Raw genomic sequence first — 21,221 nt, forward strand, 5'->3', positions numbered from 1 at the left:
TCGCGTCACTCCCTTCACGCCCCCTGCGGCGAGCGCAGCCGGATGTGCAACTCCGCCAGCTCCTCGTCGCGGACCGGGCTGGGCGCGCTCTCGAACAGCGCGCGCGCCGCGGTCGTCTTGGGAAACGCGATGACGTCCCTCAAGCTGGCCGCGCCCGCGAAACGCTGGACGATGCGGTCCATCCCCAGGGCGATGCCTCCGTGCGGCGGCGCCCCGGCGTCCAGGGCCCGCAGCAGGAATCCGAACTTCTCGTCGATCTCCCCATCCTCCAGCCCGAGGATGTGGAAGATGCGCCGCTGCAGGGCCGACCGGTGGATCCTCAGGCTCCCCGATCCGAACTCGGTGCCGTTGTACACCAGGTCGTAGGCCAGTCCGCGCGCGCCGGCCGGATCCGAGTCCAGGAGGTGCATGTCCTCGGGATGCGGCATCACGAACGGGTGGTGACCCGCTGCGAGCGTCCCGTCTTCCCCGCGTTCGAAGAGGGGGAAGTCGACCACCCACAGCCACGCGTTCCCCTCGAGGCGTCCGCCGGCGGCTTCCCAGGCCCGCACACGCACGGCGTCCAGCGCCGGTCCCGTGATGCGGTCCGCTCCCGCAGCGGCCAGGGCCAGCCCACCTTCGCGGAGCCCGATGCGGTCCGCCTCCTCCAGGCCGAGGGCCTTGGAGAGCGGCCCGGAGAGCCCCTCGCCCGTGCGCTTGGCCCAGAGCAGGCCCGGCGCACCCGCCTTCTTGGCGTGCCCCTCCAGCGCCTCGATCTCCTTGCGGGAGATCCCTGCCCCTTCCGGGACCACCAGCCCGCGGATGCGACCGCCGGCGTCGATGGCGCCGTCGATGATGCGCAGCCCCCGGCCCTGCAGAACGGGTGACCAGTCTCCGATCTCGATGGGACAGCGCAGGTCGGGGCGGTCGCTCCCGTAGCGTTCGACGACGTCGCGGTAGGTGGTGCGCGGGAACGGCAGGGGCGCGTCCTGACCCGCGACCGTCGCCAAGCGGTGCATCAAGCCCTCGATCCAGACCAGGATGTCCTCGGGCTCGATGAAGGCGGCCTCCAGGTCGATCTGCGTGAACTCGGGCTGGCGGTCGGCCCTGAGGTCCTCGTCGCGGAAGCAGCGGGCGATCTGCATGTAGCGGTCGAAGCCCGCGACCATGAGGATCTGCTTGTAGATCTGGGGACTCTGCGGCAGCGCGAAGAACTGCCCCGGGTGCACGCGGCTGGGGACCAGGAAGTCCCGGGCCCCTTCCGGCGTGCGCTTGGTGAGCATCGGCGTCTCGATCTCGACGAAGCCGTGCGCATGGAAGTAGTTCCGTGCCTCCAACACCAGCCGGTGCCGCAGCATCAGGTTCTGCTGGAGCTCGGGACGGCGCAGGTCCAGGACGCGGTGCTGCAGGCGCAGCTCCTCGGAGGGCAGCTCCTCCTCCGGCGTGCGGTAGACCGGAATGGCCGGGACCGCCGCCTCGCCCAGCAGCTCCAGGCGCAGGGCCTGCACCTCGATCTGGCCGGAGGCCATGTCGTCGTTGCGGGCCTCGGGCGGTCGCAGCCGCACCGTACCGTGGACGCGCACCACGTCCTCCGCCCCCAGGTCCGAGGCCTGGGTCAGGCTCTCCGCCTCCGTCCAGTCCGGGCCGCAGGAGATCTGCACGATGCCCGACCGGTCACGGAGGTCCAGGAACACGATGGCCCCCAGATCCCGACGCCGGTGGACCCAACCGACGACCGTCACCGCCTCCCCCGCGCGTTCGGGAGAAAGCTGCCCCAGAGTGCAAGTGCGCAGCGCCGTGCGCCCGTTTTCGATCGCTGTCATGAACGCCCCGAGGCGCGCCTCAGCACACGCCTCACCTGTACGAAGAGGGTGAAGACCACGGCATACCCCACGGTGACCCCAATGGCGTCCGCCGTCCAATCGGCCCAGGAAGGCATGCGATACGGGACGAAGTGCTGATGCAGCTCATCGACCGCCCCGTAGAGGAAGCCCACCCCGATGGGCAGGGTGTGCCGGCCTGGCAGGGGCTCGTGGGCCTGACCCCAGGCCAGGAGCCCCCCCAGCACGGCGTAGAGCCCGAAGTGGATGATCTTGTCGTTGTTCGCGAACTGAACGACCCGCGGAACCGAGCGGAGCTCGCTGAGAAGGAACAGGACCACCGCCCATCCGATCGCGGGCCCCCACGAGACGATCCAGCGGCGCAGGCGGGGGGGTGGAGTTTGGGGCGGCAGACGCGCTCCTGGGTTGGGTTCGCGCTCGTTCCCGTGCAGGCGGAGTGCGGCTAACTTAGCCGGGCCCCAAACCGCCATCAAGGAATGTCGACCGCAGAATCCCGGGCCTCCGAGGCCCGTCCCAACCTGCTCGGACTCGAGCCCGACGCCCTCCACGCCGCACTGCGCGAGCACTTCGCCGGGCGCGGCCAGCCGGGGTTCCGGGCGGGCCAGACGGCCCGCTGGATCCTGGAGGAACGGGCCACCTCCTTCGAGGCCATGACCGACCTGCCCGCCGCCGAGCGGGCGGCCCTGGCCGAGGCCTTCAGCATGGAGGAGCCCGCGCTGGCAGAGGTGCAGCGCTCCCGGGACGGGACCACCAAGCACCTCTGGCGCCTGGCGGATGGGGAGTTGGTGGAATCCGTGTTGATCCCGGCCCGGGACCGGCTGACGCTCTGTATCTCTTCCCAGGCCGGCTGCGCCGTCGGGTGCACGTTCTGCGCGACGGGCTGGTCGGGCTTCCGCCGGCAGTTGGATACGGCCGAGATCGTGGGCCAGTACAGAGCTTCCCAACGGTGGGCGGACGAGAACGACTACGGCCGCATCTCCAACGTGGTCTTCATGGGGATGGGTGAGCCGTTGGCCAACCGGAAGGGGGTCTTCCCCGCCCTCACCCTGCTCAACGCGGGCTATGGCCTGGGCGCGCGCAAGATCACCATCTCCACCGTGGGTCTGGTGCCTGGGCTGCAGGAGCTGGCGCGACGGCCCGAGCAGTTCACGCTGGCGCTGTCCCTCCATGCACCCAACAGCGCCTTGCGGCGAGAGCTGATCCCGATGGAGAAGCGCTATCCGCTGGCCGATGTGATGGCGGCGCTCGAGGCCATTCAGGCCCTGGGCGGCCGCCGTGTGACCTTCGAGTACACGATGATCCGGGACGTGAACGACGCCCCGGAGCTCGCTCCCGAGCTGGCCCGCCTCGCCCGCTCGATCGGCGCCTTCGTCAACCTGATCCCGTTCAACCCCATCCCCTGGCAGCACTGGAAGCCGAGCGAGCCCGCCCGGATCCGCCACTTCCAGGAGGTGCTCGAACGGGCGGGCGTGATGGTGGCGGTGCGGGAGCCCCGTGGGCGGGACATCGATGCGGCGTGCGGGCAACTCAGGGCGAACGTGGTGCCGATGGTGTGAGGGTGGGCCGCGGCCCGCTCCGTCGGGGCCGTTGGCCGCGCGGTGTCGGGAACGCTCTTCCGAGGTCGGGCTACGGGTGGCGTCTGTGTCGGGCTAACTGCACGCGCGGTGTGGCGGCCTGAACCTGTGTGTCGCAGTATATGCGGGACTCCACTCTGGCAGCTTGGGCTCTTAGGCTGACTGAAGTGGCGTCCAAACGTCGTTAGCTAGACTGAGAAACGTACTAGGACCGTGCCCGAGGCCTTAGCCACTTCACTCGATCTTCCCCTTGCCTGGAGTAGGGTGAAGGCTGACCTGAAACACCGGCGTGCTTTCCTAACGCACCCTTTTCAGGTTGACCTAGTCGAAGCCGGCCTTGACGAGTGGCTCGAACAGCTCAGGGACGACATAGCCGCGGACCGGTACATCCCCTCCGCTTGCGGGATGGTTGCTGCACCCAAGCCGCATGGCGCGATTCGGCCCGGAGCTGACCTGGCGATACAGGATCAAGTGGTCTACTCAGCCCTGCTGCAGCTCGTGCGGGGTGAGGTTCAGCCCGCGCTCGAATGGGCCGACCCACCCCCCGACTACGCGTATCGTCTGCTCACCGACCACACCCGGCGCGATTGGTTCCAGCCGTACTTCCCTAGGTGGAAGGCGTTCGACGCCGACAGCCTGGAGCTAATCCGAGGCGGTCGTGAGATCGTCGTCACCGCTGACATCGCCGGATACTACGAGCTCATTGACCTCTCCACGCTTCGATCCGATCTCAACGCCCTTGGTGTTGACCGTGAGGCCCTTCGACTGCTCGAGACGAGCCTCCACCGTTGGGCGCGGGTGCCACGCAGAGGGATCCCGCAGGGGTTCTCCCCATCTGACATACTCGGGAAGCTGTACCTTAATGCCGTCGACCGTGCGATGGCCGATGAGGGGTTCGTACATCGTCGATGGGTCGACGACTTCCGAGTCTTTTGCGAGGATGAACGTGAGGCCAGGCGCGCCCTGCTGAGACTTACCGGCCTACTTGGTTCGCGGGGCCTCGTTGTGCAATCGGCAAAGACGCGGATCCGCTCGGCTGCGGATGCTCGGGCGCGGTTTCATCAGGTCCACGGGGTCCTGGAGCCGATTCGAAACGACTTCATCGCCCGGCTGGTCAACGCCGGCGCGCTAGCACGCCCGTCAGTGACAGCCGCCGAGATCGACGAGGCTCTGGCCCAGCTCGGTGAGGACGATCCCGTCGAGGTGCTACACGAGGCGTTTGACACCCACTTCGTGGTTGACCCGGGGAACTTCAACAAGACGCTGCTGCGCTTTCTCCTGCGTCGCCTCGGTAGCGCGGGTGACCCTTATGCGCTTGATACCGTCATCCCCTACCTGGCAACCCATCCGGAGGAGACAGAAGCCGTCCTCCGGTACGCCGAAGCGGTTGGCGCGACTGAGCGTGTTGAGGTCCACTACGTGGCGATGGACCAGGACGCACGAGCTCCGTATCCGTACCAGACGTTCCAGCTTCTGCGGTGGCGCCTGGCCGTATCCGCAGCCCCAACGGAGCACTTCCTTCGCTGGGTAAGAATCAAGGCTTTTGAACCCGTATCACTGTGGGCCGTCCGATCGGCCGCTCGCGCCATCCTGGGACGCTGGGGCTCGCCGGCCGACCTCGAACGCCTACAGGCCGCTTACGCGGGTGCCGCGTCGGACCTGGAGCACGCCGAACTCGTCTGCTGTTTGGAGCGAATGGAGGTAGGCCGTCGCAACGCCTTTCTTGGACATGTGGGCGGAGACGGTGAATTGACATCGAGAGCCACTCGGCTGGTTCGGCAAGGGGCAGTCAGGTGGGACGCTAGCTAACAAGCATTTGAAGCAGACAGCGGCATTTCAGTGGGGTGCAAGCGTTCCGCTTGCACCTCGTTTGGTTGCCGCTGCAGCTTAAATGCAGATCCGTTAGACGGCCGAGCGGAGGTGAGACGATGTCTGCACCCGCACCGAAGTCTCGAGTCTTCCGGACGGAGCACCGGCGAACCCAGCGCAGCCCCGGAGGCCGCGTGGCCCTGCCAGCTCTGAGGACCGCTGCCGTACTGTGGCTCGCATTGCTGAGTCCATACGTTCTCGGTGCCCAAACGGTGGCGGATTCCGTATCCGTCCTGGTGGCAGCCGCAACGGGGTTCGACTCGGTGAACGGCCCGGCCACGGAGGTGACGAATTGGTTCGTGTGCATCACTCCGCGTCCTGATGGCTGCAATGGCCTCGGACTACGGGGCGTCCGAGCGACGGGCGCGCTGTCCGCGGTCGCGGAGCGGCTGGGTCTGGCGCCTGATCCGGATGGCATCGATGACGTCCCAAATTGTCCCTGGAACCGTGGCGCGCCTGACGGGCGTCGCGGCGTGACGCTCGACTTTGGGTTGCCAGCGATCGATGGGACACGGGCTAGGGTTCATGTAGGTCTGCGCTGCAGCGGGTCGCACGGGGCCTTCGTAGAGGGTGGAGTGGTCGAACTAGAGGAGTCAGCGGGCGCCTGGAAGGTCGTAGAGATCTGGGACCGCTTCATCACCTGAGCCGCCTTCATCACCCCGTGGTTGGCGGCCGTCTAACACGCGTTTGCTGCTGTCGCGCAATGACTTGGATGGTCCAGGCCGGGTCGGCTTGCGCCTCCCTGGCCCGGGAGACCATGGTAGGGCGCGCAGCAGAAACGCCGACCGTTAGACGTCACCGAAACCAACTCCGCGGCTGCCGGAATGCCTCTGTCATCTTGGACCGAGACCTGCGGATCTCCATCGAGATCGCCATCGCTTGATCGCGCCTGGAGGCCCGATGACTAGGCTTCGACTCGCCGCATTCTTCATCGCTCTGTACGGTCTCATCCTCGTCGCCAACGCAGCCTTCTTCTGGTCGTGGAGCGGAGAGGCCGGGGATCTACTCCGCCTTGGAGCAAGACTCTTCGGGTGTGGATTGGCCTGCCATGGTCTTTGGACCGGGGCAACGTGGGGGTGGTGGCTCGCGGCGATCTTTTCTGGGGTCCTGGGAGTGCTCGGGATGTTATCTATCATCCCTCTCTTGGCCGCCGACGTATTCGCGAACCGCCCGTACCCCATGCTGGACATCGCTGCGTACATCGGGTTCACAACTGCCTTGGGCGCTGCATTCGTTCTCCTCATGACACCCGCTGCCCGACGAGCGGCTAGCGATCGTCAATCCGTCGGCGAGTGACGTCTAACCCGGAGTTGCTGCTGTCCGGGTAAGTTGGGTGGGTCCGGCAGCACTCGCCTGGCGGCTCGCGCCCCGGGTCGGCATCATGGTCCGGCAGCAGAACTCCAATCCGTTAGGCAGAAGCGACACCGCGGAGACTTGATGTCACGGTTTCGACTAAGCCACCTGGCATTGGCCTGCCTGAGTACTAGCGCGTGCGTTGACCGGCACTCAGGGCCCGAGCGCCTGGTAGTGCGTGATAGCGCTGGTGTCTCGATCGTCACGAACGCGGCCCCGCTGAACCCTGAGCCGGTCGAGCTCCAAATCGGCTCACCCGTCGCCGAGTTTGGCCGCGGACCTACGGAATACGACTACTTCGAACGAGTCACGGGAGCGACCCGCACTCGAGACGGCCGGTTGTTCGTACTGGAGTTCGGTGCCCGAGAGCTGCGAGAGTACGCAGCGGGGGGTGCCTTTGATCGAGTCCTGGGGGGGCGGGGTCAGGGTCCTGGCGAGTTCGTCTTCCCGAGCGACCTACGGCGAGTCTCCGGCGACTCAGTCGAGGTCTGGGATCGTCGCCAAGGCAGGCTGTACACCTTCACCCCAGGCGGTGACCTTGCCCGCGAACGCTCATTCGTCGAGCCTAGCCGCCCTCCACCCATTCACGTTCAACGGCTGTCGCCATCCTCTTGGGTCGGAGCCTGGGCATCTTACGACCAGGTGCACTCCCTGGTGCAGACGGTTGACGTGGAACTGGTACAGATGCCGGTGGTCTTGGTCGCACTCGATAGCGTAGGGCGCGCTCTCGACACAGTCGCGCTACACCCCGGGGCTCGATTCTTGGAACTCCCGAGGGGTTCGATGACGGGCGTATTCTCTCGCTCAACGCCGTGGACCGCTGCCGACGGCCGGCTGGCCTTTGGAGACGGTAGTACGCCCGAGTTCCATGTCGTGGGCGCAAGTGGCGATACCCTCCAGATCGTCCGGTGGCAAGCGGAGCGGCACCTCCTAGATCGAGACGTGATCGTCGCCCTAGCCAACTCGATTGGCGCAACGAGACAGATCGACATCACCCTCGCTCCGGCGTTCCTACCCGATACGCTCCCCGCCTACAGACGACTAGAGTTCTTCGGGGACCAGATCTGGATCGGGAACGCCACACCGTTCGACCTCGGTTCGGATCGCTGGGAGGTGTTCAGTGCCGCCGGCCAATGGCTACACACTGTCCGACTCCGGCCGCAATCCGACATCCTCGACGTAGCAAACGGGCATGCGGTCGTTTCGGAGACGGATGGGCTGGGAGTACAAACGTTGGCCGTGTACCGGCTCCCATTCTGAGATGGCCTACACTTGGGTGAGCTCTGCCTAACACGGAATTGCTGCTGACCGGGCACGCCGCGTGGGCCCGGCAGCACTCGCCTAGCGGCTCGCGCTCCGGGTCGGCATCATGGTCCGGCAGCAGAATTCCAATCCGTTATACAGCAGCTTCACCCGTCGCCGCTGATCCCCGGCCTCCGGGGGTCTTGTCAACCGTTACCGCACGTGGTAACATATAAAGATGGGCAAGATCCGCCGGGGCGGCTACGTCTTCGTCACCTGGACGGGTGACCACAGCCCGTACCATGTCCACGTGTATCGGGACGGGACCCTGGTGCTGAAGTGGGACCTGGAGAACGATGTCCCGATGAAGGGAAAAGCGACCAAGCGGCTGCTCCGTCTGATCTCGGAGCTTCGCGAGGAGGGGCAGTTGTGAAGATCCGATCGGTGGCAGCGAACAACCGGAAGAAGGTGCTCGAGATCGAGGCCGGCCGGTCGTCGTACGTCTTCCCGTATGCCCTTCTCCGGGTACGCCCGACTCCGGACAATCGGGTTGCCCGGGCGTATCCGGACCCCGAGCTAGGCCACGAGGGATTCACATACGAGCTGGAAGATGGCTCGCAGGACACGATTCACGCCGACGCGATCTTGGAGTACAACCAGGATCCCGAGTACCTAAAGAACCTTCTGTTGCATCGCCTGACGCTAGAGGCCAACACGGCCGTAGCCGCGAGCGACCTGAGCAAGCGTGAGCTCATCCGACAACTGGGCACGTCGGCCAGTCAGTTCTACCGCCTTCTCGATCCGACGAACTCTACCAAGTCGGTCGGTCAGATGCTGGCTCTTCTGCACCTCTTGGGGCGGGATGTCGACGTCGTTGTCTCGCCACGACCCGAGCCGAAGTCTAGTCGCCAGCGCCCGAGACAGCGCAGGCGTCGCAGCCCTACTGTATAACACGCGTTTGCTGCTGTCGCGCAATGACTTAGGTGGCCCGGGCCTGGTCGGCTTGCGCCTCCCTGGCCCGGAAGCCCTTGGTGGGGCGCGCAGCAGAAACGCCCACCGTTATGCAGCCAGGCCCAGGCCGCTTAGAGTCCAACGAGGGAGCCGTCGTTGAAATCGAAGCCCCTACTTGTTGCGTCGGCTAGTATGGCCGCACTCGGCTGCGGCGCGGAGTCATCGAACGCCCGGAGTTACACGCTTGGCGACACCATCGTCGTCGAAAATGTCTCCCCGCTGGTGGCCGACACTGTTCACCCTGTCGAAGTCCAGCGATATGGGCGCGCCGCCGGAGAGCTGGAGTACCTCTTTAGCCACATCTCCTCATTTGCGGTGGGACCGGCGGGTGAGGTCTACATCCATGACGACGGTGAGGGAATTCGCGAGTACGCTCCAGACGGCGATTTCGTGGGGTATGTCGCACGGCAGGGCGAGGGACCCGGTGAGGTACAGTACGTCATCGGTATGCACGTCTCAGCGACCGGAACTCTCGCTGCGTACGACCTAGGGAACTCAAGGATCTCCGTGTGGGAAGACGGACGCCCAGTTCGTGTCGTGCGCCGACCGGATGGCATGCCCATGTACCGCGGGAACACGGTAGTGGTCGAGCCCGACGGAGCGCTTTGGGTCGGCGTCAATCCTCCCCATCCGAGCTCCGGCGCCATCGCCCATCCGCGCCCAGTCTTCGTTTCCATTGATCCGTCGGGCACCCAAGGGGATACTCTCTTCACACCCTCGGGCTCCACCTCCGAGTGTCCCACGTTATCCGATGTTCAGAACCGCTCGGGCTTCTGGGAGGATCGACGAGAGCCGTTCACACCGAAGGTCAAGTGGAATCGAGGGCCCGGCGGGACCTTCGTGGTTGGCTGTCCAAGGTCCTTCGAGTTCGACGTGTATCGACCCGACGGCGCCATTGTCAGAGTTCGTCGGGACCATGCAGCCATCGCTGTGTCTTCAGAAGAGCGTTCGTTCTGGACGGGCGTCGGCCGCATGTCCGATCTGCCACCGGAGCGCCCCGCCTACGTGAGCTTTCTTGTGCCCGGTGACGGGCGCGTTTGGGTCTGGCCCACGCAACCGAGCGTACGTACGCCTCTGGATCCTGAGGTCGCCGAAAGGGCGGGAGTTAGTCATTCGTGGGTGACGGGATGGACGGGCGCCTTCGACGTGTTCAACCGCGAGGGTGAGTGGTTGGCGGTAGTGCAGCTGCCTCCCGGTGCCCGCTACAGCGGCTTTCCAACCGAACCCGATGTCTTTGTCCGGGGGGACACGCTTTGGGCCGTTGCACTCGACTCAATGGACGTACAGTACGTCGTTCGCTACGAAGTCCCAGAGCTCCGCGGGGCATCGTAGACTGGCTGCATAAACGTCGTTAGGCGGAAATCCAATCTTCCTGGAAATGCTCCGAGTCAGTCTCCCGTTCGTGTCGTTCCTGGGCATGATGATGCTCCTGACGCCGCAGTCCGTTCGGGCCGACTCCGACGGATACTATTGCGTCGGCGCAGACTACATCGCCTATCAACTTCGTGGTTGGAACTGGTACAACCGCGGCGAGCATCGGCTGACCGTGGTCCGCTTCGGTGTGGACGGGCCGAGGCTGCTCGGAGAGGTCGCCTTGGGCGCAGACTTCCAGCCGCATGCGATGGACTGCGGAGCCCGAGAGGTCGTCCTGCAAGGATTCGGGGAGGGCTACATCCGAGTCGCCGTCGCACTCCGCGAAACCGGACTCGAGGTCGCCGAGCTGCTCCGAGATCCAGTTCGGCAGTTCTCGCCGGCCGACTTCCCGACGCCGCTCCCCAATCTGGGGGACTACTCCAGAGCTGGCTCCACCCAGATCGGCGACGTCGGGGGCACCCCTGTCTGGCTCGCCATCTTGCATCATCCCGTCGGTGGTCCTCGCTGGTGCCGGGAGGTCGAAGCCTGGGTGCAGATCGGCGATCCCGAGCAACCTCCCCGCTTTTCCCTGCAGCTGTATCGCGGATTCGCCGCCTGCGAGGGGCCAGGCTAGCGTCCGGCGATTCCGCCTAACAAAGAATTGCTGCTGACCGGGTAAGCTGCGTGGGTCCGGAAGCCCTCGCCTGGCGGCTCGCGCTCCGGGTCGGCACCTTGGTCCGGCAGCAGAATTCCGATCCGTTAGGCGGCCCTTCTAGCGCCGGGGGGCGCGTCGGCGTTCCCCCGGCATAAGAAGCTTGCCGATTATCACGCTTCGCACAAACGCCATTTGTATGCACCTTGCACCTTGGGTGCCTTGCGAGTGGGATATCTGTATGTAGGAGCGGTTCACGGTCCGTAGGCGTTGCCGTCCGCCCGCACACGGCCCGCACCACTCTGGATGTGAGGAGGTGAAGCGTATGCATCGCAGCCTGGCGGGATTGTTTGCGGTGGCCGTCGCCGTGACGGCAGCTGAAGCAGCGGCGCAAGACACACCGCTACGAGTTGGCAGTCTAGACGGCCCCAATGAGACAGTGTTTGGCTTGATCGCGGACGCGGATGTCGATCCCACCGGCGATGTCCTCGTTCTCGACATGCGAATGCTGGAGTTGCGGCGTTTCGACCGTAACGGGAGTTACATCGGGAAGGTGGGAAGCCCAGGCAGGGGTCCGGGTGAGTTTCGGTACCCCGAGGCCCTGGCGGTCGACAACAAGGGCAGAGCCTGGGTGCTCGACTCCGGCAACCTCCGAATATCAATCTACGACTGGCGTGCCGAGGGGGAGCCGATGCGGACGATCCCTCTCCCGTTCCCAGCGTTTGACCTGTGTGTGATGGGGGAGCATGCCTGGATCGCGGGCTACAGCCCGAGTGGGGTTGTTCACTCACTCGATACAAGCGGGGTGATCGAGCGCTCCTTCGGCGCAGCGGTGCTTCCGGCGCCAGTCGAGGGTCGAAGAGCGGAGATCCTCAAGGCCTCGCTGAGCGACGGGTCGCTCGCCTGCGACCAGGAGTCCGGCACGCTGGTCTATGCCCGACGGGACATTGGGTCAATTGAAGCGTTTTCTACCGAGGGCCGCCGCCTTTGGAGCACAACAGTCCCCGATTTCGCTGCAATGGAAGTAGTGGTCACAGAGGCGGGGCGGATTTCGTACCGACCTCCCGATGGCTTGTCCTACCAGAATCGCGTAGCCGGTCTCGTGGTCCCTCCCAAGGCCACGACCGTGCTCGTACAGATCGAAACAGTGAGCCTCGGTCGCTTGGAGCCGGATGCCGCCGACCTTGTGGAGACTAGATGGCTTGACATCGACACGGGGCAGTGGCGCGGACAAGGGGGGCTCGGCGGCCGAGTGGCACATGCCGGCGCTGAGACGTGTCTGCTGTTCGAGAACCTCCCCTACCCGCGAGTCTGGAGCGACATGTGCCCTTCGCCCGCCGGGAGGCCCAAGTGAGTCGGATAGACAGATCCACCTTTCTTCGATCCGCCTTCGTCCTCACCGCAGGCGCAGGCACTGCGGCATTTCTGGAGAGTCGGTCTAGGCCGTCCGTGCCCAGACCTGATCCAGCGGGGGTCGAACAGCCTGAAGAGGTTCTTTTCATCTTCATAGCATCTTCGACTTGCGGTGCATCGGAGGCTCCTGGCCTTGCCGCTGCCCTCAGCCGTGCACGCGTCGCACTTCAAGACCGAGTGAGGAGGGCCGGCTTCGGCTTCGCGTCGGTCGGCGTAGCGCTGGACCACGATTGGCGTGCCGGGCTGGCGTTCTTGGAGGATTTCGGGCCGTTCGACGAGGTAAGCTCCGGCCGCAAATGGTCCAACAACATGGCAGTGGACTACCTTTGGCGGGACCTGCCCGGAGATCCCGCCATTCCACAAGTGCTCATAGTTCGACGCGAAACCAGTTGGCGCACAGACGGGTGGCTTGACGTCGGCCAGGATCGACTCCTTGGGCGGCGTGTAGGTGTCGAGGAGCTGCTCGCATGGTCCCAAGCCGGCTTTCCGCTCGTAGACCTCTAGCATGGCGCAGTATCCACGTCGCCGTCGGAGGACGAGGCCGAACTCCCGCGATTGGCGTATTCCTACTCGGTGCGCCGCCTAACCCGCGTTTGCTGCTGGCGCGTGCCTTCCCAACCCCGGCGGCCTTCCCCGGCTTGCTGCCAACCCATCCGGGAGGACATCCTGAGGGCGCAGCAGAAACGCCGACCGTTAGGCTGCGCCCTTCTGACCGCACCTTGGGGAACAGTGTTCAGGTGCTCCTGTAGGACGGAGATCGCCTTCCAGGAGCCAGCCTTGGGGCCACTTCTCCCGCCGCCACCGATCCGTCGGTCATTCGTCCTGCGCGTCTCGGTGGTGTGGGCCTTCGCGCGCATCATCACACTGGTCGGTGCCTCTCTGGAGAGTGGTGCAGGTCAAGATTCCTCTCTTGGTGTTCTCCCGTTGGCACTCCTGGTCGACCCGGTGGTTGTCCTCGTAGTCATGCTCGACATGCGTCGTCGGGCGGAACTCATGTTCCTCGCGAACCTGGGGTGGTCTCTCCGACAGATCGCGTCCTCGGCGGTAGGGGCCTGCCTGCTCATGGAGGCGCTGCTGCGAGTCGTCGTTGGGTAGCGACCGATATGTCTTCTGGGCAGAGGGAGTCGGAAAGTCCTTCGGGAAGACTGTAGCGTTGAAGTCTGCGTCACTCTGGGCCGAGGCGGGGAAGGTTACGACGCTGATGGGTCGGAATGGGTCGGGGAAGACGACTCTGATGCGCGTTGCCGCCGGCACCCTCCGACCCGACTTCGGCGTAGTGTCGTTCTTCGGGCAAGTGACCGAACACCCCAGGTTGGCGCGACTTGCACGCCAGGGGCTCATGTTCGTTCCACAGAATCGCCTCGCCATGCCTCACTACCTTGCCCTCGACCAGCTCCAAGCGGTGGCGTCTCGATTCGGACGTACACACGTGGATCAAGCGATTGAGGTGGCGCGTCTGGCGCCTTTGTTGGACCGACCGGTCGACACGATGTCCGGGGGAGAGCGTGCGAGGCTCTCACTTGGGCTTGCATTCGTCCGCCAACCCCGAGTCCTGATCGCCGACGAGCCTCTGGTCGGGCTGGCCCCGGTCGAGCAGGAAGCATTGGCGGAGCTACTTCGGACCCTGGCGGCCAACGGCACCGCCGTCGTCACTTCTGGCCACGACGCACGCATCCTCCTGAACGCCTCGGACGTGATCATCTGGTCTGCGGCGGGGACGACCCATCACCTGGGCTCACCGTCCGACGCCTTGGGCCACGAGCAGTTCAGGCGGGAGTACCTTGGCCCGGCGTTCACGTAGTGCCAAGTCCGGACGCGGTGAGCGGTCAAGGACCTAGTTAACAGATGAGTCAACGGACCTTCTTTACAGTACGCCGTCCTTTGTGTGAGCCACCCGATCTCTGAGTTCCCGCCCTACGAGGGTCGGGAGAGTCGAGAATGAGGCGCTTGGTTTCGAAGAAGTGACCGAGCCAGACGGGACCGAAGTAGACGTTGAAGAGGCCGTGGTCAATCTCCTCAAGCCCAGCGTGATGACCGCCGAGCAGGGTTCGACGTTCGCCGACCGACTGTGCGCTCCCGGGCCATCCAATAGCGACCACGCGCCCAGCGGCGCCCAGGCCCCATCCGCACTATGTTCCGGCATGACACCGCCCTCCGACCGCCCCCCGATCTCGCGCCGCACCTTCGCCACCCTACTCGCCTCGACGCCGTTCGCCCTCTCGGGGCTGGCGGGGGCCACGCCGCCGCTCCCGCAGCCGGCCGAAGGCCGGGGCCGCTCCGGGCTCCCGCACAGCGCCCGGCAGATCACGCTGCTGTACACCAACGACTTCCACAGCGCCTTCGAGCCGGTCCCGGCCTTCTGGCGGCCTGGCGCCCCGCGGCTGGGCGGGGCCGCCCACCTGGCCTCGGTCATCGAACGGGAGCGCGCCGCCGCGGGGACGTCGTTCCTGCTCGACTCGGGCGACATGTTCACCGGCACCCTCTCGCGCCTCACCGAGGGCGAGGCCCTGCTCGAGTTGATGTTGCTGCTGCGCTACGACGCGATGGCGGTCGGCAACCACGAGTTCGACTACGGGTGGCAGGCGTTCGAGCGGGGGATCACCCGGGTCCCCTTCCCGATTCTCTGCTGCAACGTCCGCTACCGCGCCTCCGGCGTGCGGTTCTGTCGCCCGCACACGATCCTGGAGCGCGACGGCGTCCGCGTCGGGGTCATCGGTGTGATGGGAAGCCTGGCCGCATCCCGGACCATCATGCCTTCCAAGGTGGCGGAGCTCGAGTTCACCGACCCGGTGGCCGAGACCCAGGCCAGCGTCCGGGCGCTGCGGGACACCGTGGACGTCCTGGTGGTCCTCGGCCATCAGGGACTGCCCGGCCCCATGCAGTCGGACGCTGAGGCCGATCCGACGGTGCAGCGCCCGCTGGACGAAGACGTCGGGTTCTGCGGCGCCGTTCCGGGCATCGACGTCTACATCGCGGCGCACTCGCACCACGGGCTCGAGCAGCCTCTGGTCCACCCGGACACGGGCACCGTGATCACCCAGACCTATGGCTACGGGACCCGGGTCGGGCGGGTGCGGCTGGCGTTGGACGGCGGCCGCGTCACCGGGCACGAGGTGGACCTGCTCCCCGTCGAGAGCGACCGGATCCCGGCCCATCCGGCCGTTACGGCGCGGGTGGCCCAGTATCGCGCGCGGGTGGCGCCCGAGATCGGGCCTCCCGTGGGCAGCGCCGCCGCGCGGTTTACCCGCAAGTACCACCTCGAATCCACGCTGGGCGCGCTCTGCGCCGATGTCATGCGCACGCGGGCCGGGAGTGAGGTGGCGCTGACCAACGCGGGCGGCCTCCGCGCGGACCTGCCCGAAGGCGCAATCGACCGCGGGCACATCCTCGACGCCTTTCCCTTCCTGAACGATTCGGTGACGCTCGACCTTCCCGGTGGCGCGCTCTGGGGCGCGTTGGAGCAGGGGTGTTCCCTCGAAGCCGGGATGGTGCAGGCGAGCGGCATCGAGGTCCGCTACGATCCGCGGCGCCCGGTCGGGTCCCGGATCCTCTCGGCGCGGATCGGCGGGGTCCCCCTCGACCGCGAGCGGCGCTACCGGGTCACCACCAACAGCTTCATGGCGGAGGGAGGAGACGGGTACCGCGACTTTCGTGACGGCAAGGAGATCCGACGCGATCCCGTGCTGAGCGAGCTGATCGCGGACCACTTCCGCCAGAAGGAACGGGTCGACCTTCCCGGGATGGGACGGCTCGTCGCCGTGTGAGGCGGCGCCCCTACCGCACCTGCGCGCCGATCCGGTCCGCGCGCACCTCGCGGAAGAACCGGAAGGGCTTGAGCGACTGCTTGTCGTAGGAGTAGTAGATCCGCGAGGCCCGGCCCTCCAGGCGCCATCCCTCCAGCAGCCCCCAGTAGCGGGAATCCAGGCTGCGGTCGCGGTTGTCTCCCAACATGAAGTAGCGATCCTCGGGCACCACCAGCGGTCCCCAGTTGTCCCGGGTGGGCCGGTAGCCCTCACGGACCACGCCGGGCGCGAGGTAGTCGCTCTGCCAGCGCATCCAGGGATGCGAGTCGTCGCCGTTGGGATCGTCGTGCCGGACGTAGGGCTCGTCCTGCGCCACGCCGTTCAGGTACAGCACCTTGTCCCGCATCTCGACGGTGTCGCCGGGCATGCCGATCAGCCGCTTGACCAGCTTGAGCTCCGCTTCGTGCGGAGGGTCGAAGACGATGACGTCCCCGCGATGCGCCTTCGAATAGCCCGGGATCCGGATGCCCGGCTCACCGGTGAACGGGATCCGACTCCCGATCGCTGCCCGGTTGACGATGAGGTAGTCGCCGACCAGCAGCGTGTTCTCCATCGAGCCCGAGGTGATCACGAAGGTCTGGAGCAGGAAGGTGCGCATGACCAGGAACAGCGCGAAGGCGATCAGGACCGACTTCGTCCACTCCCAGGCCACGCCGGACGACGAGTCCTCCTTCGGGTCGCCGCCCCCGCCGGCCGCACGTCGCGTCGGCGCTCCCTTGGGGGGAGTGGCGCCTCCCGATTTCCGTTCCTTGGCCATCCTCGTCATCTCCTCGCTACGCCCCGCCGCTCACCGCCGAATATAACCCCGGGGATCCCACCAGGGTCGCGAGCCGGTGTCCGCTGGAGCTACCGCGTCCGGGACCCAATCGATCCCCAGGCGGACCGTGACCTCGAGGAGGCGGGAGGAATCGGGAACGCTCACGACGGAGTCGATCCGGAGGACCTCCGCCACCCGGCGGGCCCATTCGGGGCGCCCCACGCGGTCCGTCACTACGGAGGGCTCCTCCGAGAAGGTTTCGGCGTTCTGATAGGAGACCACATCGTAGCCGGCGCTGCGCAGCGCCTCGGTGGCCGTGCGGGCCACCCCGGAACGCCCTCCCCCATTCAGCACCTCCACCCGCACGCGCTCCTGCAGCGGGGCCACCGCTTCCGGAGCAGGAGTGGGCTCGGGCTGGAGGAACTGGGCCAGGGCCGACCCCAACAGCGTCCCCACCGCCAACAGCGCCACCAGGATCCCGAGCTGAGTCAGCCGACTACGCATCGCTCTCCACCAACGCGTTCCAGCAGTGGATCGAGAAGTCGGAGACCGGTTGGCCGCGCGCGAGCAGGTGCCGCAGCCGGGCCGCCATGATCTCCCGGATCACCTTCCTGAGCTCCCCCGGCATCCGGTTGCGGAGGGGATCGCGCAGCTCCGCCAGCGACGTGCGCCCCGGTTCGAGGAAGTCTGCGGCCGAAAGCGCCATGCCCAAGGCGTCGAACTCCGGATGGCCCAGGGTGTGGAAGGCAACCGCCCGGATCAGCGAGGCGTCGGCCACTCCCTCTGCAGCGAGGCGCTGGGCCGCTGCCGGACCGTGCAGGACCGGCCCGGGCAGGGCAGCGAGCGCGCCCGCCAGCAGCGGGCGCAGCGACTCCGGTTCGGCTTCCCGCAGCGCGTCGTGAAGGAGCCCCGCCGCCGCCCAGCGGTCGACCTCCCGCGGGGGCAAGCCCAGGTCCTGCGCCCAGGCGCGCATCAGCGCGCGCACCCGTTGCATGTGCGCCCGCCGCTTCTCGCCCGCCACCGCCCAGGGAGGCAACTCTCCCTCTGCAGCCCGCTGCAGAAGGGGGTGCAACGGCTCTCCTGTGGTCGACGAGGGGTCGGTCAAGCGGCTCTCCGGTGCCTGCGTGTTCGGCTCCAGCGACGTGCGTACACGGCACCAGGCTACGTGGCCTCCCCACGGCGGATCAAGCGCCCCCGGGAAGCGGCGACCGTCCCTTGGCCGCGGTCGCTCTACCTGCGAAGGTTGCACCCATGTCGTCTCGATGGGACTCGGTGCTCGTCCGCGCCGTCGCCGGCGAGCTGGGCCGCCGCCTGGGTGACGCACGCCTGCGCGCGCTCTACTTCGACCGCTCCGCGCCGGCAGCGTACGCCTTCTTCCGCACCGGCACGCTGGAGATCCGGCTGGACGGGCCGGAACCGTCCGTGCTGTGGCGTGCTGCCACCGAGCCGTACCCGGGGAGTCGTAGCCTCCCCGCACGGGTGACCGCGGTCTCTTCCCCACCGGACGAGCGGCGACTGACGGTGGAGCTCCGGCGCGTGCGGGGCGCGCCACGGGAACAACGTCTGGAGATCGAGCTGATCCCGCGTCGCTCGAATGTCTTCCTCGTGTCCGGGGGTCGCGTTGCCGCCGCCCTGCGCGCCGACCCGCTGCGCTCCACGGGCGAGGGCTACCAGCCGCCCGAGCCCAGCCGGCGACGCTGGGCCGAGGTGACGCCGCTCAGAGCGGAGTGGGACGCGTTCATCGCTTCCCTGCCCGGCGAGGAGCGGGAGACCGCGCTGGTGCGCGAGCTCGCTTGGAGCAGCCCCATCAATGCGGCGGAACTGCTCGACGCCGACGGCGGCTTCGAGCTGTGGCGCACACTGCAACGCGGCGCGGACCCGGCTCCCACCCTGCTCCTCCTTCCGGCGGGGCCACAGCCCTACCCGCATCCGCTGGGCTCGCTGCCTTCGTCCCCGCTTTCCGATCTCCTGGACGCGGGTCCAACGCCACCACCGCCGTCTCTTCCCAGCGACGTTCTGCGACGGGCGGAACAACGGGTCGAGGAGCTTGCCCGCAAGGAGCGCTCTCTGGAGCGGCAGACGCAGAAAGCCGAGCGCGCCGAGGTGATGCGCACGCAGGCCGACCTCCTTCTGGCCCGGCTGCACCAGGTCCCCCGCGGGGCCGAGCGTCTGGTGCTGGAGGGCTTTGCGGGCGAGCCCGTGGAGATGCGTCTCGACCCCAGCATGACCGCGCAGGAGAATGCTCAGGCGTTGTACGCACAGGCGCGCAAGGCGGAGCGCGCCCTGCGTGACCTCCCCGGCCGCCTCGCGGCGACGCGCGCGGCCAAGGAGCAGGCAGCGGCAGCGCTCGAGCGACTCCGAAGCGGTCACTGGGGTCCCGAGGAGCTCCGTCCTCTGCTGAGAGGCGCGGTGCCCGGCTCGGCGCGGGGCCGCCCCGGGAGTCAGGCGCCCCTGCCCTACCGCCGCTACACCAGCTCCGGAGGCCTCGCCATCCTCGTGGGAAAGGGCGCGCGCCAGAACGACCAGCTCACCTTCCACGTCGCGCGCCCGGCCGAAGTCTGGCTGCACGCGCAGGGCGTCCCGGGCGCACACGTGCTGTTGCGCTGGGACCGGGACGAGGCCCCACCGGCAAGGGATCTGGACGAGGCTGCAGCGCTGGCCGCCCTGCACTCGGCCGCCCGTCACTCCGCCGTGGTCCCGGTGGATTGGACACGGCGCCGCTATGTGCGCAAGCCTCGTGGCTCCAAGCCGGGGTCGGTGGTGCTCGAGCGCGGTGCCACGCTCATGGCGCGCCCGGACCCCGACCTGGCTGAGCGTCTGCAGGGGGGCGAGGACGGACTCGACCAACACGTCTGAACCGGTCGGCGCCCAACGTCGGGGGATTCCGGGCACCTGGCCGGTGGCCCGTCGCGGGGCCCTCGGACTCAGGTGATGAAGTCCGAGACGCGGATCCCGTATTTCTGGGGGTCGGTGGTCTTGATGATCGAGCGCTTGGGCTCACCCGTGACCGGGTCGCGCTCCGACAGGTCCAGGATGTAGGTCTCCGGCCGAGGCACGCCCATCGCGTCGGAGATCACCACCACGCGGGGCTGGTGCAGGTGCTCGGGATCGGGGTTTGCCTGCGAGACCACCGCCATCTCGAGCGTGTCGAGGATCACCAACGTTCCCACCGGGAACACTCCGGTGGCGTTGATCAACGCGCGCACCAGCAGTGGATCGAATCCCCGGCGCGGGTTCTCTCGCATCTCCCGCAGGACCTCGTCCGCAGGCCAGGGCTCGTACTGGTAGCTGCGGATCGAGGTCCCGGCGTCGAAGGCGTCCGCGACCGCGACGATGCGGGAGAACAGCGCCGGCATGCGCGGGCGCTTGTTCTGCGGATATCCGGTCAGATCGATCTTCATGTGATGCTCGTAGGCGATGAGCATCTGCCGGTACGGAATGTCCGCGAACCCCTTCATCTCGAAGAGCGACAGCATGCCCTCGGTGGGGTGCTCCTTGAGGATGCCCCACTCCTCGTCGGTGAGACCACGCGGCTTGTTGATGATGGCCGAGTCGATCTTCATCTTGCCGACGTCGTGGAAGAGCGCGCCCAGGCCCAGCTCGTAGAGTTGCCGCTTGTCCAGCCCCAGCCGCTGCCCGATGACCAGGCTGAAGATGCAGACGTTGACGGAGTGCGTGAACGTGTATTCGTCGAAGTCCCGCAACGTGGTCATGGCCAGGAGCGAGGGCTCGTCCGAGAGCACCTGATCCACGATGGTCTGCACCGCGCGCTTGACCTTGCGTACGTTCACGGCCCTGCCGAGCCGCACGTCCGTGAGCACGTCCTTCGCCACCTTCACGGAGCGTACGTAGGTGCGCTTGGCCGCCTGTAGCTTCTCCTCCTCCTCGGACTCCGGCGAGTGCACCTCGCTCTCGGGTCGGAAGCGCAGGTTGGCGAGTTGCGCCCCCTCCACGCCTTCCATGAACGCCTCGTAGGGGTCGTCCCCCTGGGGGCGGCGCAGCAGCAGCGACAGGAAAGGAGCCCACTCCTCACGGCGCACGCCCTGGAACACCGTGACCTCTCCGAGGCCGTGGTCGGCGAACACCTTCCCGATGCTTCCGAAGGTCGAGTAGTTGGTCAGCTCCAAGCGAAGACGGGTCTCGTTGACGAAGAAGAACTCGCCGACCACGCGGAGCTCCAACGACCCGTCTTCCGCCAGCACGCCCGTGGTGAAGGTGTGCAGCTCGTCGAGCGCGTGCTGGACGGTCTCGTTCTCGATCGGGTAGAACTTGAGGGCGCGCAACAGCGCGTAGAGGGACGCCAGATAGTGGCGCCCCTGCTCCTGCGCCTTGGCAGCGGCCGCGCGGTCGTGAGGGGGCTGACGCTCGTCCACG

21 protein-coding genes are annotated in these 21,221 nt (G+C 66.9%); 15 read left to right on the forward strand and 6 right to left on the reverse strand.

The genetic code is table 11. From position 1 onward, the window contains the following. Positions 1–14: 14 nt before the first annotated feature. Both aspS and R3E10_03790 read right to left on the reverse strand, forming a co-directional pair. Positions 15–1,802 (reverse strand): aspartate--tRNA ligase, encoded by a 1,788-nt coding sequence (gene aspS, locus R3E10_03785; GenBank protein MEZ4414850.1) that lies wholly within the window; start codon positions 1,800–1,802, stop codon positions 15–17. Next, positions 1,799–2,140 carry a VanZ family protein gene (locus R3E10_03790; protein ID MEZ4414851.1) on the reverse strand — a complete coding sequence of 114 codons (342 nt, stop codon included), beginning with the start codon at positions 2,138–2,140 and terminating at the stop codon, positions 1,799–1,801. The genes aspS and R3E10_03790 overlap by 4 nt, the downstream gene beginning before the upstream one ends. 156 nt (positions 2,141–2,296) lie before the next feature. On the opposite strand from R3E10_03790, the gene rlmN reads away from it, so the two are divergent. The 14 genes from rlmN to R3E10_03860 all read left to right on the forward strand — a co-directional run bounded on the left by rlmN (position 2,297) and on the right by R3E10_03860 (position 16,051). Beyond that, a complete protein-coding gene (rlmN, locus tag R3E10_03795) occupies positions 2,297–3,376 on the forward strand; it encodes a 23S rRNA (adenine(2503)-C(2))-methyltransferase RlmN (protein ID MEZ4414852.1) in 1,080 nt (359 codons plus the stop codon). Positions 3,377–3,658: 282 nt separating this feature from the next. Continuing rightward, positions 3,659–5,203 carry an RNA-directed DNA polymerase gene (locus tag R3E10_03800; GenBank protein ID MEZ4414853.1) on the forward strand — a complete coding sequence of 515 codons (1,545 nt, stop codon included), beginning with the start codon at positions 3,659–3,661 and terminating at the stop codon, positions 5,201–5,203. Between the two features lie 194 nt (positions 5,204–5,397). After that, positions 5,398–5,907, forward strand: coding sequence for a hypothetical protein (locus R3E10_03805; protein ID MEZ4414854.1), 510 nt, complete (start codon positions 5,398–5,400; stop codon positions 5,905–5,907). 256 nt (positions 5,908–6,163) lie between these two features. Next, positions 6,164–6,559 carry a hypothetical protein gene (locus tag R3E10_03810; GenBank protein MEZ4414855.1) on the forward strand — a complete coding sequence of 132 codons (396 nt, stop codon included), beginning with the start codon at positions 6,164–6,166 and terminating at the stop codon, positions 6,557–6,559. Positions 6,560–7,558: 999 nt separating this feature from the next. Beyond that, positions 7,559–7,876: a hypothetical protein gene (locus tag R3E10_03815; GenBank protein MEZ4414856.1), complete on the forward strand. Its 318-nt coding sequence runs from the start codon at positions 7,559–7,561 to the stop codon at positions 7,874–7,876. A gap of 220 nt (positions 7,877–8,096) precedes the next feature. Beyond that, the gene (locus R3E10_03820; GenBank protein MEZ4414857.1) at positions 8,097–8,291 is read left to right on the forward strand and encodes a DUF4160 domain-containing protein; all 195 of its coding nucleotides are present in this window, start codon (positions 8,097–8,099) and stop codon (positions 8,289–8,291) included. Then, positions 8,288–8,809: a hypothetical protein gene (locus tag R3E10_03825; GenBank protein MEZ4414858.1), complete on the forward strand. Its 522-nt coding sequence runs from the start codon at positions 8,288–8,290 to the stop codon at positions 8,807–8,809. Before R3E10_03820 ends, R3E10_03825 begins: the two co-directional genes overlap by 4 nt. Positions 8,810–9,091: 282 nt before the next feature. Continuing rightward, positions 9,092–10,201, forward strand: a complete 1,110-nt coding sequence (locus tag R3E10_03830; protein ID MEZ4414859.1) for a hypothetical protein — start codon at positions 9,092–9,094, stop codon at positions 10,199–10,201. A gap of 46 nt (positions 10,202–10,247) precedes the next feature. Next, positions 10,248–10,856 (forward strand): hypothetical protein, encoded by a 609-nt coding sequence (locus R3E10_03835; protein MEZ4414860.1) that lies wholly within the window; start codon positions 10,248–10,250, stop codon positions 10,854–10,856. A gap of 343 nt (positions 10,857–11,199) precedes the next feature. Continuing rightward, positions 11,200–12,228 carry a 6-bladed beta-propeller gene (locus R3E10_03840; protein ID MEZ4414861.1) on the forward strand — a complete coding sequence of 343 codons (1,029 nt, stop codon included), beginning with the start codon at positions 11,200–11,202 and terminating at the stop codon, positions 12,226–12,228. A 236-nt stretch (positions 12,229–12,464) separates the two neighbouring features. Beyond that, positions 12,465–12,791, forward strand: a complete 327-nt coding sequence (locus tag R3E10_03845) for a hypothetical protein (protein MEZ4414862.1) — start codon at positions 12,465–12,467, stop codon at positions 12,789–12,791. A 273-nt stretch (positions 12,792–13,064) separates the two neighbouring features. Then, positions 13,065–13,382, forward strand: a complete 318-nt coding sequence (locus R3E10_03850) for a hypothetical protein (GenBank protein ID MEZ4414863.1) — start codon at positions 13,065–13,067, stop codon at positions 13,380–13,382. Positions 13,383–13,440: 58 nt separating this feature from the next. Then, positions 13,441–14,088, forward strand: a complete 648-nt coding sequence (locus tag R3E10_03855) for an ATP-binding cassette domain-containing protein (GenBank protein MEZ4414864.1) — start codon at positions 13,441–13,443, stop codon at positions 14,086–14,088. Between the two features lie 160 nt (positions 14,089–14,248). Further along, a complete protein-coding gene (locus tag R3E10_03860) occupies positions 14,249–16,051 on the forward strand; it encodes a bifunctional UDP-sugar hydrolase/5'-nucleotidase (protein MEZ4414865.1) in 1,803 nt (600 codons plus the stop codon). A 10-nt stretch (positions 16,052–16,061) separates the two neighbouring features. Here R3E10_03860 and lepB read toward each other — a convergent pair whose 3' ends face one another. The 3 genes from lepB to R3E10_03875 are packed head-to-tail and all read right to left on the reverse strand — an operon-like array spanning position 16,062 to position 17,919. Further along, the gene (gene lepB, locus R3E10_03865; GenBank protein MEZ4414866.1) at positions 16,062–16,847 is read right to left on the reverse strand and encodes a signal peptidase I; all 786 of its coding nucleotides are present in this window, start codon (positions 16,845–16,847) and stop codon (positions 16,062–16,064) included. A 30-nt stretch (positions 16,848–16,877) separates the two neighbouring features. Further along, positions 16,878–17,351 (reverse strand): LytR C-terminal domain-containing protein, encoded by a 474-nt coding sequence (locus tag R3E10_03870; GenBank protein ID MEZ4414867.1) that lies wholly within the window; start codon positions 17,349–17,351, stop codon positions 16,878–16,880. Beyond that, positions 17,344–17,919 (reverse strand): hypothetical protein, encoded by a 576-nt coding sequence (locus tag R3E10_03875; protein MEZ4414868.1) that lies wholly within the window; start codon positions 17,917–17,919, stop codon positions 17,344–17,346. Before R3E10_03875 ends, R3E10_03870 begins: the two co-directional genes overlap by 8 nt. Before the next feature lie 179 nt (positions 17,920–18,098). On the opposite strand from R3E10_03875, the gene R3E10_03880 reads away from it, so the two are divergent. Then, positions 18,099–19,703, forward strand: a complete 1,605-nt coding sequence (locus R3E10_03880) for an NFACT RNA binding domain-containing protein (protein ID MEZ4414869.1) — start codon at positions 18,099–18,101, stop codon at positions 19,701–19,703. 68 nt (positions 19,704–19,771) lie between these two features. Here R3E10_03880 and R3E10_03885 read toward each other — a convergent pair whose 3' ends face one another. Continuing rightward, positions 19,772–21,220: an HD domain-containing protein gene (locus tag R3E10_03885; protein ID MEZ4414870.1), complete on the reverse strand. Its 1,449-nt coding sequence runs from the start codon at positions 21,218–21,220 to the stop codon at positions 19,772–19,774. Position 21,221: the final 1 nt, after the last annotated feature.

This window comes from Gemmatimonadota bacterium (assembly GCA_041390105.1).
Lineage (GTDB): Bacteria > Gemmatimonadota > Gemmatimonadetes > Longimicrobiales > Gaopeijiaceae > JAGQIF01.

What these genes read in the sequence shown, in the direction of transcription:
- aspS (MEZ4414850.1), bottom strand. Translation starts at nt 1,802, where the DNA reads ATGACAGCGATCGAAAACGGGCGCACGGCGCTGCGCACTTGCACTCTG.
- rlmN (MEZ4414852.1), top strand. Translation starts at nt 2,297, where the DNA reads ATGTCGACCGCAGAATCCCGGGCCTCCGAGGCCCGTCCCAACCTGCTC.
- R3E10_03810 (MEZ4414855.1), top strand. Translation starts at nt 6,164, where the DNA reads ATGACTAGGCTTCGACTCGCCGCATTCTTCATCGCTCTGTACGGTCTC.
- R3E10_03820 (MEZ4414857.1), top strand. Translation starts at nt 8,097, where the DNA reads ATGGGCAAGATCCGCCGGGGCGGCTACGTCTTCGTCACCTGGACGGGT.
- R3E10_03835 (MEZ4414860.1), top strand. Translation starts at nt 10,248, where the DNA reads ATGCTCCGAGTCAGTCTCCCGTTCGTGTCGTTCCTGGGCATGATGATG.
- R3E10_03840 (MEZ4414861.1), top strand. Translation starts at nt 11,200, where the DNA reads ATGCATCGCAGCCTGGCGGGATTGTTTGCGGTGGCCGTCGCCGTGACG.
- lepB (MEZ4414866.1), bottom strand. Translation starts at nt 16,847, where the DNA reads ATGGCCAAGGAACGGAAATCGGGAGGCGCCACTCCCCCCAAGGGAGCG.
- R3E10_03870 (MEZ4414867.1), bottom strand. Translation starts at nt 17,351, where the DNA reads ATGCGTAGTCGGCTGACTCAGCTCGGGATCCTGGTGGCGCTGTTGGCG.
- R3E10_03880 (MEZ4414869.1), top strand. Translation starts at nt 18,099, where the DNA reads ATGTCGTCTCGATGGGACTCGGTGCTCGTCCGCGCCGTCGCCGGCGAG.